At 62.5% G+C, this 11,811-nt stretch carries 13 protein-coding genes and 1 pseudogene; all 14 read right to left on the bottom strand.

Features of this window, described 5'->3' with window-relative positions; translation table 11 throughout:
• Positions 1-149 precede the first annotated feature (149 nt).
• Positions 150-1,112 (bottom strand): IS5 family transposase, encoded by a 963-nt coding sequence (locus ACV22W_RS33015; RefSeq protein WP_448023718.1) that lies wholly within the window; start codon positions 1,110-1,112, stop codon positions 150-152.
• Positions 1,113-1,239: 127 nt separating this feature from the next.
• Positions 1,240-1,793: pseudogene (locus ACV22W_RS33010) on the bottom strand (transposase); the annotation flags it as partial.
• Between the two features lie 148 nt (positions 1,794-1,941).
• A complete protein-coding gene (locus tag ACV22W_RS33005; protein ID WP_448023716.1) occupies positions 1,942-2,472 on the bottom strand; it encodes a type II secretion system protein in 531 nt (176 codons plus the stop codon).
• The gene (locus ACV22W_RS33000; RefSeq protein WP_448023715.1) at positions 2,472-2,882 is read right to left on the bottom strand and encodes a type II secretion system protein; all 411 of its coding nucleotides are present in this window, start codon (positions 2,880-2,882) and stop codon (positions 2,472-2,474) included. Before ACV22W_RS33000 ends, ACV22W_RS33005 begins: the two co-directional genes overlap by 1 nt.
• Positions 2,857-3,348, bottom strand: coding sequence for a type II secretion system protein (locus ACV22W_RS32995; protein WP_448023714.1), 492 nt, complete (start codon positions 3,346-3,348; stop codon positions 2,857-2,859). The genes ACV22W_RS33000 and ACV22W_RS32995 overlap by 26 nt, the downstream gene beginning before the upstream one ends.
• Positions 3,345-5,375 carry a secretin N-terminal domain-containing protein gene (locus ACV22W_RS32990; RefSeq protein WP_448023712.1) on the bottom strand — a complete coding sequence of 677 codons (2,031 nt, stop codon included), beginning with the start codon at positions 5,373-5,375 and terminating at the stop codon, positions 3,345-3,347. Before ACV22W_RS32990 ends, ACV22W_RS32995 begins: the two co-directional genes overlap by 4 nt.
• Position 5,376: 1 nt before the next feature.
• Positions 5,377-6,105, bottom strand: coding sequence for a hypothetical protein (locus tag ACV22W_RS32985; RefSeq protein WP_448023710.1), 729 nt, complete (start codon positions 6,103-6,105; stop codon positions 5,377-5,379).
• Entirely contained in the window at positions 6,102-6,662 is a 561-nt protein-coding gene (locus ACV22W_RS32980; protein WP_448023709.1) for a hypothetical protein, read from the bottom strand. The genes ACV22W_RS32985 and ACV22W_RS32980 overlap by 4 nt, the downstream gene beginning before the upstream one ends.
• On the bottom strand, positions 6,659-7,201 hold the full coding sequence (locus ACV22W_RS32975) for a hypothetical protein (RefSeq protein WP_448023708.1): 543 nt from the start codon (positions 7,199-7,201) through the stop codon (positions 6,659-6,661). The genes ACV22W_RS32980 and ACV22W_RS32975 overlap by 4 nt, the downstream gene beginning before the upstream one ends.
• Positions 7,198-7,953, bottom strand: coding sequence for a hypothetical protein (locus tag ACV22W_RS32970; RefSeq protein ID WP_448023707.1), 756 nt, complete (start codon positions 7,951-7,953; stop codon positions 7,198-7,200). The genes ACV22W_RS32975 and ACV22W_RS32970 overlap by 4 nt, the downstream gene beginning before the upstream one ends.
• Positions 7,934-9,571 (bottom strand): GspE/PulE family protein, encoded by a 1,638-nt coding sequence (locus ACV22W_RS32965; protein WP_448023706.1) that lies wholly within the window; start codon positions 9,569-9,571, stop codon positions 7,934-7,936. Before ACV22W_RS32965 ends, ACV22W_RS32970 begins: the two co-directional genes overlap by 20 nt.
• 5 nt (positions 9,572-9,576) lie before the next feature.
• Positions 9,577-10,767 (bottom strand): type II secretion system F family protein, encoded by a 1,191-nt coding sequence (locus ACV22W_RS32960; protein ID WP_448023704.1) that lies wholly within the window; start codon positions 10,765-10,767, stop codon positions 9,577-9,579.
• Entirely contained in the window at positions 10,768-11,289 is a 522-nt protein-coding gene (locus ACV22W_RS32955; RefSeq protein WP_448023703.1) for a transglycosylase SLT domain-containing protein, read from the bottom strand.
• Positions 11,290-11,302: 13 nt separating this feature from the next.
• A complete protein-coding gene (gene gspG, locus ACV22W_RS32950; RefSeq protein WP_448023701.1) occupies positions 11,303-11,737 on the bottom strand; it encodes a type II secretion system major pseudopilin GspG in 435 nt (144 codons plus the stop codon).
• Between the last annotated feature and the right edge of the window lie 74 nt (positions 11,738-11,811).

Here is an 11,811-nt window from a genome sequence, read left to right as displayed (position 1 = left end):
CTAAGGATGCTCTGCACAAAGCCAAATCCAGTGTGCTTGACAGGTAAAGGGCAATGAACGTGCTTCGTCGCAAGCTTGTCACCCCGGCGCAAATCCAACCGGCCCGCACGACGCCACGCGTGCGGGCTCCGCGCCAGTTTGGGACACGCTCATGCCCGTGCAGCCAGCAGCTTGCCACGCGCCATCCACAGGTTGGACAGCGCGAACAAGGTCATGAGTTGCGCGGTGTTCTTGCTCAGCCCGCGATAGCGGACCTTGGCGTAACCGAACTGCCGTTTGATCACCCGGAACGGGTGTTCGACCTTGGCTCGGATGCCGGCCTTGATTCGCTCGATCTGATCGATGAGCGCATCAAGCGGTTTGCTTTTGTCCAGGGTACGGCGGCGTCCCGACTTCATCGCCACGTGCCAGTTCACGCCGGCCCGGGCATCCGGACGCTTGTGCACGCCCTGATAGCCCGCGTCGCCAAACGCGTCGGTTTCCTCGCCATGCAACAGGCTGTTGGCTTCGAGCACGTCGCTGACGTTACCCGAGGTGCCCCGCACCGTATGCACCAGCCCGGATTCGGCGTCCACGCCGATATGCGCTTTCATGCCGAAGTACCACTGGTTGCCTTTCTTGCTCTGATGCATCTCCGGGTCGCGTTCGCCCGACGCATTCTTGGTCGAGCTCGGAGCGCTGATCAGCGTCGCGTCCACCACCGTGCCTGCGCGCAGCATCAGCCCCTTGTCGCGCAGAATGTCGTTGACCAGCGCGAGGATCTGCTCAGCCAGCTTGTGCTTCTCCAGCAGATGACGGAATCGCAGGATGGTGCTCTCGTCGGGCAGCCGCACCGTCCAGTTGTCCAGCCCGGCGAACTCCCGGTACAGCGGTACGTCGTGCAGCGCTTCTTCCATCGCCGGGTCCGACAGGCCGAACCATTGCTGCAGGAAGTGGATGCGCAGCATCGCCTCGAGCGCGAACGGCGGGCGACCGCGCTTGCCTTCCGGAGCGTACGGGGCAATCAGCATGACCAGATCGGCCCACGGCACCACCCGGTTCATCTCTTCCAGAAATTCGCGCTTGCGCGTGCGCTTCGTCGACAGGTTCAGTCCAAGGTCAGTTTGTTTCATGGCCTAAATGTTCGCTTGCTCGCCGATCCTCGGCAAGCACGTCCGGGAGCGAGTTATGCAGAGCATCCCTAAACGCTGCATTGCTGGGCGAACTCGCCCAGCATTAAAGTAATACGACTCACGAGGGTCGTTGATATTTCGTGGACAGCCCTGCCTCACGGTACAGGCGATAGATGCGCTTGTGATTGGCGTGCGTGCCTTCGCGTTCCACTAGGGCGTGCAATCGGCGGTAGCCGAATCGACGACGTTCGTGTGCCAACTCCACCAGACGCGCCGCTAGCACCTCATTCTCGTGGTCTGGCTTCGCGTCGTAATGCAGCACGCTGCGAGAAAGCCCGACAAGCCGGCAGGCGCGGCGCTCGGAGATGTTGACCTTCTCCCGAATCGCCGATACTGCTTCGCGTTTGGCTTGCGGGCTCAGGGCTTTCCCTTGACGACGACCTTCAACGCTTCCATATCGAGCATTGCTTCGGCCAGCAGTTTCTTCAGCCGAGCATTCTCCACCTCGAGGTCCTTGAGCCGGCGGGCTTCCGAGACTTCCATGCCGCCGAACTTCGCGCGCCAGGTGTAGAACGACGCGTCACTGAACCCGTGCTTCCTGCACAGTTCCTTGACCGGCATACCGGCTTCGGCTTCCTTCAGAAACCCGATGATTTGCTGTTCCGTAAAGCGCTTCTTCATGTTCGTCTTCTTCTCCGAAAACGAACTTTACTAGACTCCAGCTGGCCCTGTTTGCAGGGGGCAGGTCACGAAGGCCTTCAGGACTTGAAATGGTGGTCGACGCGGTTCAGCATGATGAGCGAGGCGGGATCGAGTTTCCAGTCCGGCCTCACTCGTGTTCGTGCCGGTCCGGAACCGGCCCGGGAAGCGGGATGGGGGATTCTCCCCCTCCCCCGCCCGGCACGTGGTAGAGGAAGATCCAGTCCTTGTAGCTGTCTTTCCCGGCGAACGCCTCGTCGTCCAGCCGGAAATTGTCCTGCTTGAGCGGTTCTCCACCCGCTTGACTGAACACTCCCATGATGCCCCCTCCCGACCCGGTTATCGTTCCCCACTCCGATTTTCCGTCGATCGGGTCGCGATAGACTCTTCTCAGGTAGCGCACCGTTCCGGGATAACGCGGATCCCGGGTAAGGTCCTCCAGGCTGGCCGGGAAGGTTCCCGCTACCGGACCCGCATTGAAATAGCGGCCGATTGCCGATCGCACTTCCCCGCCCTTGGCGAGCAAATCGGCTTCGCGTTCCCTTTGCTGCTCCGTTTTCCACAGCGCACCGAATTCCATCAGCATGATCCCGACGATGGACACCGCCACCATCATGCCGATGTAGATCGAGCCTCGTTGGATCCGATGCGATTTCGTCATTACCAGCTCGAGTAATCCGTGCCGTCGGATGCTTTACCCTGCGCGCCGCTGCGGACATCCCCAATACCCCGATCCGGATCGGCCACCAGCACCCAGGTATCACGCTTTCCGGTCATCGGGTCGAGCGGCGCTTCACGCAGATAACGCTGGGACACCAGGTCCTGAAGGGACGACGGATCGCTGCCCCGATCATCCCTGTAATTGTCGATCGCACGGCGCAACGTTACGAGATTGTGGCGCAGCACGGTTTCGCGCGCCTTGTCCTGCTGCTGAAAATAGCGGGGCGCCGTGATCGCAACCAACGTGCCGATGATCGCCATCACCACCAGTAGTTCGATGAGCGTAAACGCCGCCCACTGCCTGCGCCGCCGCGAGCACAACGGCCTACCAGTCCTTGTAATGGGTTCCATCCAGGGCCTCCTGGCTGCTTTTCGACGCAACGTCGAACACATCGTCACCCTCGCGCGGTTCCTCCGGAGCACTCTCGTAGCTGCGCAGCGCCCAGGTTTTCTCCGGCAGCTCGTCCGGGCAGCCGCACATCGGATCGCGCGGGATCCGCCTCAAGAAATACAGCTTGCGCTCGCCGGTCAGGTCGGTCGCATCGTCCACGCCTTCCACCAGCGCGTCGAGCGTCGGTGGATAGCCGCTTCGATCGGCGCCTACCGCGATTTTCCCGGCATCGGCATCCCGCTTGTAGGCGTCGATCGCCGCACGGATCTCGCGCAAGACGCGTCGCAACTCCTGCTCGCGTTCGCGCCGGGACGCCAGCTCGGTCAGCGGAAACGCGACCGTCGCGAGCAGCGCCAGAATCGACAGCGTCACGAGAATCTCGATCAGCGTGAACCCGCGCGGCCCGTTGCGTCGACCTGGCTTCATGGCCCGCTGCCATGCGGTTCGCCCAATCGCTCCGGCTCGGCTTCCAGTTGATCCGGCGGGCTCGCGTTCGTCCGCGGCCGCGGCACGGCATTGACTGGCGGTACACCCTGCGGAACCGCCCCCACCGATTGTCCGCCCGGCGGCGGCAACGGCTGCCAGTTCGCCCCGTTCGGTACGGACAGCGGCGGCGGCAGCGATGCATTGGACGGAGCGACCGTCCCGGTCGGGTCGGGATTGTTGATCAGGTGGAATTTCCGCGATCCATTGAGAATCAATGGCTGCGTTTTGGCCCGTGCCTCGGTACCGCTCAAGAACGTGGTGACCTGAGCGGCGGGCAGGTTCAGGTTGCGTTCGATACGCGGCGTGATCAACAGCACGATCTCGACTTGCTCCTGTGTGTTCTTGTTGCTGCCGAACAGGCGACCCAGCAGCGGTGTTTTCGACAGGAATGGCAACCCCTCCGCCGAACTGAAATCCGAGCGGCGAATCAGGCCGGCAAGCACCTGCGTTTCGTTGTTGCGCGCCGTCAGCGTCGTCTTGGCGCTGCGCGTGCCCAGCACGTAGGTAATCAGCCCGTCGTTCGTTTCACGCGTCTCGAGAATATTGCTGACGTCCAGCGCGAGCTTGATCGCGATTTCGTTGCTCAGGCTGATGTTCGGCTCGACCTCGAGCTTCAGCCCCACGTCCTGGTAGGTCACGGACGCACTGACCACGCCGTTCGAAACCGTATTGCTGACGACCGGAACGCGCTCGCCGATGTTGATCGTCGCCTTTTCGCGATTGCGCACGCGGATTTTCGGATTGGCCAGTGTCTGCGTATTGGCGCTTCGCTGCAGCATGTTGAGTGTCACCTTGGCGCTGCCGACGTCGATCAGAATATTGTCCTTGTTGATGCCGCGCAGGTTGCCGAGTGGAATGCCCTCGACCGGATTGATCGCGCTCGACAGTCCGACATTCACGCCGGACGGATAGCCGATGCCGAGATTGAGCAGATCGCTGCGGTTGACCTCCAGTACCTGCACATCCAGCGTCACCTCGGCCGGAGGCAGATCGAGCGCCTGCACCATGCGCTCGACGGCGGACAAGGTATCCGTGCCGTCGCGCACCACCACCGCGTTCAGGCGTTCGTCGATGTAGATGTCCTTGGGGTTCAACAACTGCTTGAGCTGGTTGGCGACCAGTTTCGGATCCGAGTAACTCAGGAAGAACGTGCGCACGGCCAGCTCGCGATACTCGCGATCCTTGTCGGGGCGTGCGGGATAGATCAGCATCGTGTCCGCGTTGAGCATCTGCTTGTGCAACTGATTCGTCAGCGTGATCAGGTTCACCGCATCCTCCACCGTCGTGCGGGCCGCGGAAAAACTGATCGTCGCGGTCGGGCTGATATCCTTGTCGAGCACGAAATTGACGCCCGAAAGCTCCGAGAGCGTCTTGAAGGTGGAGGCAAGCGGTTGCGAATGAAAGTTGACGGATACCGGCTTGCGCAATGCGGCGCCCACCTGATGTTCGATCAGGCCCACGCTCTGCGAGCGCTGAATCAGCGTATCGCGCAGTTCCTGCGCATCGACGAGATTGGGCTCTTCCGCAAGGATGTTCTGCACGATGCGCAATGCCTGCTGCGAATCGGTATCCCGAAGGGAATTCGCCTGCTCGAGCATCGGACGCAGGCGCCTCAGTGCATGAATCCGGTTGATTTCCTGTTGCGCACCGATATTGGCGGGATCGTATTCCAGGATGGACTGCAACAGGGAAATGGCGGTTTCGTCGTCGCCGGCGGTCAATGCATCGTCAGCCTGCCTGGAATAGCGGGCTACCAGCGTTTCCACTTTCGAGAAATAGGCGGCGCGCAATTCGATGTTGTCCGGATCCTTTGCCATCCGCTCGCGCAGCACATCGACCGACTGTGCGTAGTCGCCCTTGCGGGCCAGGCTCTCGCTTTTCGACAGTGCGTGATCCGTCCCGCACCCGGCAATCGTGCCGAGGAGGGCAACGACGAAAAGCATCCAGGAAATTTTGAGGTGCGCCATGTCATCCTTTCGCAATCGATTCGAGCGTGAGCGGCAAGACGATCTTGCGCTTGGATCGCAGTTGCATCACGGTGACCTGCCTGTCGTCGATCGCATCCAGTTGATATCCGGAATCGAATACCTGCCCTGGCCTGATGCTTCCGGCCAGGCCACACGCGTCGCACAAAATGTAGCTGTTTCCACCGCCCTCCACGGCCACGGTCGTCTTTTGTCCGGGATAACGCCACTCGGCGGTGATGCTCAGCGGATGGGCGGCGTTGTCGAGCCGCGGCGGCGGAACGGGTGGCGCGCCACGGTCGGCGGAACGTCCCGGGTCGAGCGAAGCCATCGTGGGCGTGGCAGATGGCGCCGCGGATGACGGCATCCAGCTCTGGGCAGGAAACAGGTTGGGTGCCGCGCCCGCGACTGCGTCCGACGATCCCTCCGACCGTCGCGCAATGTCATCGCCAGCCGGTTGCGGTACGCTCGGGCGACGGCCGATCCGCGAGGATGTCGTATCGACGGATCGCCTGTCCGATGCCGGATGACCCGCATCCGCTTCTGATACCGGCTGCGCCCGCCCGGCGACGGGCGCCTTGCGCGTCACGCCGGCGGCGGGCGCATTGACCGGCCGCTCGCCGGACACACGCCCGACCGTAGCCGATTGCCCGTACCAATCCTGCCAGAACAGGTACCCGCAGGCGAGCACCGTCAATCCGAGCAGAATCTGCAGATAACGAGGAAGCTTCATTCAGTCACCCCGATCAACCTGAGCTTGAGACGGATCTGGACGCGATTCTCGGTGATCGATTTCCGTTCGACCAGAATGCGGTCCACGCGACATCCCGGCAGCGCATCGAGCCTGGCGACTGCCTGTCGGATACCGGGATAGTCGCCGGCCAGCGGCACCTCCATGTTGAGCTGCTCGAGCGGCATCTTGTTGACCCGCGCCTGACTGAAGGTGGCGTCCTGAACCGCAAAGCCCGCATCTCTTAACAACGAGACGATCTCGATCACGCGGGGCGTGAAGTCTTTCGCGCTCGGCAGCTCCCATGGCGCCGGTTCCGTGTTCGCGTCGCCATGATTCAGCCGCGTGTGCCTGAGCTCCTCGATCGTGGCCACCGCCTCGTCATGGCGCTGCCGGATCAGTTGACTCGTCGGCATGACGAACCATTGCCTGACCACCAGCGCAGCGACGATCACCACGAACGCCAGCTTGCCCGACACACCGAGCGCCTGTTCCACGCGGGCCAGCGCCCACCTGGATCGCACACCGATCGACCGCGGGGAGATCGCCGGGATGTTCACAGCGGCTCCCTGAACATCGTGATCGCCAACGTCGCCGTCACCGGATTTTGCGGATCGGCCGCCTTGCGGGCGGTTTTTCTGATCGTGGCGCTGACACCGGGCTGCGCGTCGAGCGTCTGCACATAACTCAGCGCGTACAGCGCACTCCTCGCTTCCAGGTCAAGCGTGGCCGCCTGGTTCGGCACGTCTACATCGATCCTGAGCAACGCGATATCCGGCGTCATCGCCTGCCCGATCCGGTCCAGCAGGATCGGTGCGCCCACGGGGCGCGGCACGAACATCGCGCGCAGCCGCACCTGCTCCGGGGTCGGCCCCAGCTTGCGCTGCATCGCCCGCTCCTGCTGCGCGCTCAATGCCGCCAGGCGTTGTTCCTGCAAATCAACCTGTTCGTCTTCCTGCTTGAGCAGCATCCAGTCGCGCCAAACGACCAGACCGATCAACAGCGCGACCAGCCAAAGCACGACGATCAGCCAGGATCGTGACGGAGCCGAACGGACCAGATCGAGCGTCACGCGCGGGCGGAACCAGGCATGCTTCATGGCGTCCTCGGGTCGAGCCACGGATGCACACTGCCCAGCCACTCGACCGGCTGATCCGGCAAGGTGTCTCCTTCGGGTGCGTCATCCGATACCACCAGCGTCCTCGCGTGGAGAACGCCTGCCATCATCTGCGCGGCGTTCAGGGTCTCTTCCAACGGCATCCGTGCCGGGCGGCTCAGCGTAACGGCCTGACGCCATGCTCCGTCGGAGCGGTCCAGGCAACTGACCGATGCCGGTTCGGCCAGCGAGAACAGGCAATTGTCGGGCAGTCGTTTCCGGTAGCGCCGCTCGGCTTCGAGAATCAGCGGGCGACACGTCATCATGCGCAAACGCGACGTCTTCAGGATGGCGGAGATCTCGTCGAGAAACCCCGGATCCACGGCAACGGCCATCCGGGCCCGGCCGTACGCAGCCTGTTCGACCGAGATCTCCCACTGTCCGGATTCCGCGCCGTATTGCTCGACAAACATTTCGCGCGCGAAGCCGTCGAAGTCCGAAGGCCGGACGACCCAATCCTGCCACGGCAATGCAATCACGCGTATATGCGGAAACCCGAGTAGAACGGCCACGCCACCGGTGCCGATCGCGCGTCGCGGTTGCGCATCGTCCAGCACATGCGCGAGCGCCTCCAGGACCGTGCCGTCCCGATGCCGGTGACGGCCGCCATCGGCGGGCGCGCGGCCCGGTCTGGCGACCAGCTCGGCGCCATCGCCACTCAGTCTCAGCAGATGATCAATGGAGTGGAATAACACGATGGATCTCCTGCAGTGTCGTGATCCCTTTCACCGCATTCCTCAAAGCGATGTCGCGCATGAATACGTGTCCGGATGCCATCGCGATTTTCCTGAGCTCGGCCGCCGATGCGCGTTCCAACAAGCCCTTCTTCAACGCATCGTCGACCGCCAGCACTTCCGCGAGCGCAATGCGCCCGGCATATCCCGTTCCCCGGCAGGCGGAACAGCCCTTCCCAGTCCGGAAGCGCCCGTCGGCGATCTGGTCCGGCGTCAGTCCCGCCTCGCGCGACAATTCCGGATCGGGCGGCGCCTCCACCGCGCAATCCTTGCAGACGCGGCGGATCAGCCGCTGCGACACCACCCCCTGCAATGCCTCGACGAAGCTCGCGGGCTCGACGCCCATGTACAGGAAGCGCTCCAGCACGCTGAATGCGGTATTCGTATGCACCGACGACAACACGAGGTGGCCGGTCAGGGCAGCCTGCACGGCGATCGTCGCGGTCTCGCTGTCGCGGATCTCGCCCACGAGGATCGTATCCGGATCGTGACGCAGAATCGAACGCAGCCCGCGCGCAAATGTGAGCCCCTTCTTCTCGTTGACGGGAATCTGCAGGATACCCGGCAACTCGTATTCGACCGGATCCTCGATCGTGATGATCTTCTTCTCGCCGGTATGGGTTTCCGACAACGCGGCATAAAGCGTCGTCGACTTGCCGCTACCGGTCGGCCCGGTCACGAGCACCATCCCGTAAGGCTCGCCGACCAATACCCGGATGCGCGATTTGACATCCTCTTCCAGACCGAGCGCGTCCAGCGTCAGCGACTGGCCGCGCTGCGTTTTGTCGAGCACGCGCAGTACGGCGTCCTCGCCATGAATGCTCGGCATGATCGACACCCGAAAATCGACGTTGCGGCCCTGGATGCGTGCCTTGAAGCGACCATCCTGCGGCACGCGCCGCTCGCTGATGTCGAGCTCCGACAACACCTTCAGGCGCGACAGCGTCTGTTCCGCAGTGTCCGTCCCGGCCGCCTTGCCGACCTGCTGGAGCACGCCGTCGATCCGGTATTTGATGACCAGCCCCTCGGGTACGCTTTCGACATGGACGTCGCTGGCACCGATGCCCAACGCATCGATCAGCATCGAATCAACCAGGCGCACCACGGTGCTGGCTTCCTGCGAAATCGTCGTCAGCGAAATTTCCGGCTCGCCCTCGCCGACGGACACGACACCCGCGTCGCCGTCGAACTGCTCGAGCATCCGTTGGCCGCCTTCCGCACCTTGCAATTGCCGTCGCACCACACCCGGCAGGCTCATTGCCGGAATGAAGCGCCGCGCGACCGGGTTTGTCTGACACCAGTTGCGCGTGGTCATCGCGTGCGGATCGTCGATCACGAGATAGTCCCGTTCGCCGATCCGGACAGGCAGCACGCCCCAGGCCAGCGCTTCCGCCAGGCCGAGCCTGTCGAAATTCGCGTGGCCGTCGAGTTGCACCGGCTCGAGTGCGATCAATCCATACACCTCGGCGACCTGCGGCAACAACGACGGATTGCTACCCAGCACGTCGACCAGATGCGCATCCAGGCTCGTGCCCTTGCGTTGCGCTTCCTGATACCACGCCTTCGCCAGTTCGTTCATGGCGCTTACCCCGAAATGCTGCCCGCCAATTCAAAAATCGGCATGTACAGCAGGAACACCACAATGCCGATCAGCCCGCCGACGATCAGCATCAGCACCGGCCCGAATACCTTGCTGAACGTCTCGATCGCACGTTCCAGCGCATCGTCGTGAAACTGCGCGATCCGCTCGCACATCGCGGCGAGCTCGCCGCTTTGCTCGCCGACGCGCAACAGGCGCTCGGCAACCGGTGTCGTCAGCGCATGCTGCGCGAATACCGTCGACATCGCGATACCTTCCCTGATCGCACCGATCGAACGGGACAGACGCGGCGCATAATCGTTCGGCAGCACGCCGCCCGCCAGTTCGATCGACGGGACGACGGCCATGCCACCCATCATCAACATACCCAGGGTCCGGTAGAAGCGGGTCAGCACGAACAGCGTGCGCTGCTCCCGCAACTGCGGAATCCGCCAGAGCAGGTTGGTCGCCGCGGCCTTAAACGCCTTCGTGCGGATCACGACAGCCGCCACGATCACGAAAGCGGCCATGCCGATGCCGATTTCGAGGCCGCGCGTGTCGACCTGCGCGCCCCACCAGACCATGAAACGTCCGCTGGCGGGCAGCTTGCTGACGGAGTCGAAAACCGACGCAAAGCGGGGTACCACGAAAAACATCATGAACAGCAAGATGATCGTGCCGATGCTCATCACGATCACCGGATACATCAACGCGCTTCGCACGCGTTTGCGGATCGTTTCGATGTGCGCCTCGTATTGCCGGTAACGTTGCAACGCAACGCCGAGCTGGCCGCTCTGTTCCGACGACGCGGCCGTTGCCACGAGAAGCGACGGAAAGACTTCCGGCTGCTGATCGAGCGCCTTCGAGAACGACTGGCCCTGGTACATCGCCGACGTCAGCTTGACGAGCACATCCCGGTTGATCCCTGCCGGTGCCTTGTCGCGCAACGCCTCGACAGCCTCGACGAGCACCAGCCCCGCATTCAGCAGCACATTCAGTTCGTGAATGAAAAGACCGAGCTCGAACCTCGATTTGCGCGACGGTAGCCGCAAGTCGACACGGCGGGACGGACGAACCGACAGCACGCGCATGCCTTCGGAACGCAACCGGTTGCGCACCTCCGCGGCATCGTCGGCCTGAAGGCGCATGCTCTCCAGCTTCCCTTCACGCAAGATCCGGACTTCGAATTCGGACATCTACTGATCCGCCGCATAAGAATGAGCCGCCAACGCATCGGTATTCTGCTTCTGTTGTCTCAAGACCGACAATGCCTGATAGTACCGCCAGACCTTCGTCGCGTAGCTGACCCGCAACGCTTCGCGCGATGCCGCGCCACCTGCGTTGTAAGCGCCGACCGCTTGCCAGCCATAGCCCATCCGCTGCACGAATCCGCCGAGAATCCATGCGCCCGTCATCACGGCCGTGCAGGGCTCGGTTTGCAGTCTGGATTCGGTGATGCCATAGGCGGCCAGCCGCACCAGTTGCCTGCTGTTGATCTGCATCAGCCCGATATCGTAAGAACCGTCGCGATTCACGTGGCGCGCATTCAGTTGCAGATTCGATTCGACTTTCGCGATCGAATACAGCAGCAGCGGATCGATGTGGTAACGCTCCCCGGCCAATTCCCAGCAGGTCGCTTGTGCATTCGCCGCCAAAAGCGACCAGAGTGCACCGGTCAGGAGATGGGCCCGCATGCGTTCGATCGTGACGAAGTTCATGGTATCGCCCTGGTCAGAAGCCGAATACGATCTCGTTCTTGTCGCCCGCCCGACCGCTCTTCCCGTAAGTCAGGATTTCGACTTCATGATTCGTGCCGGGATTCTTCCAGACATACGGATGCCCCCATGGATCGTCCGGTACCGCTCTCGCCAGATACGGGCCATGCCAGTTTGTCTCATCGGCCGGCTTCTGAGTCAGTGCATGCAATCCGTCCTGCTCGCTCGGATAGTGTCCGGTATCGAGCCGATATTGGCTGAGTGCGTCCGCAAGCGTCTTCATCTGCGCCTGTGCCGATTTCACTTTGGCCGAATCGACTTGCGAGAACAGTTTGGGCCCTACGTATCCGGCCAGCAGCGCGATGATCAGCAGAACCACCAGCAATTCCAGAAGCGTGAAGCCGCGCTTCGTTCGCCAGTCGTGCAGTCTTGCCGGGAAGTACTGTCGCATGTTCTGCTCCTTGCGGTTATCGGATCACAAGCCCCGCCAACAGATGATTGCATCCATTGGCGATGGCCCTGCTG

The sequence above is a fragment of the Burkholderia sp. AW49-1 genome (assembly GCF_053427845.1).
This window is presented reverse-complemented; position numbering and strand designations above follow the sequence as displayed.

Coding starts and splice junctions, on each gene's coding strand:
- ACV22W_RS33000 (WP_448023715.1), bottom strand. CDS start 2,882: ATGGAACCCATTACAAGGACTGGTAGGCCGTTGTGCTCGCGGCGGCGC.
- ACV22W_RS32995 (WP_448023714.1), bottom strand. CDS start 3,348: ATGAAGCCAGGTCGACGCAACGGGCCGCGCGGGTTCACGCTGATCGAG.
- ACV22W_RS32960 (WP_448023704.1), bottom strand. CDS start 10,767: ATGTCCGAATTCGAAGTCCGGATCTTGCGTGAAGGGAAGCTGGAGAGC.
- gspG (WP_448023701.1), bottom strand. CDS start 11,737: ATGCGACAGTACTTCCCGGCAAGACTGCACGACTGGCGAACGAAGCGC.
- ACV22W_RS32965 (WP_448023706.1), bottom strand. CDS start 9,571: ATGAACGAACTGGCGAAGGCGTGGTATCAGGAAGCGCAACGCAAGGGC.
- ACV22W_RS32955 (WP_448023703.1), bottom strand. CDS start 11,289: ATGAACTTCGTCACGATCGAACGCATGCGGGCCCATCTCCTGACCGGT.
- ACV22W_RS33005 (WP_448023716.1), bottom strand. CDS start 2,472: ATGACGAAATCGCATCGGATCCAACGAGGCTCGATCTACATCGGCATG.
- ACV22W_RS32990 (WP_448023712.1), bottom strand. CDS start 5,375: ATGGCGCACCTCAAAATTTCCTGGATGCTTTTCGTCGTTGCCCTCCTC.
- ACV22W_RS32985 (WP_448023710.1), bottom strand. CDS start 6,105: ATGAAGCTTCCTCGTTATCTGCAGATTCTGCTCGGATTGACGGTGCTC.
- ACV22W_RS32975 (WP_448023708.1), bottom strand. CDS start 7,201: ATGAAGCATGCCTGGTTCCGCCCGCGCGTGACGCTCGATCTGGTCCGT.
- ACV22W_RS33015 (WP_448023718.1), bottom strand. CDS start 1,112: ATGAAACAAACTGACCTTGGACTGAACCTGTCGACGAAGCGCACGCGC.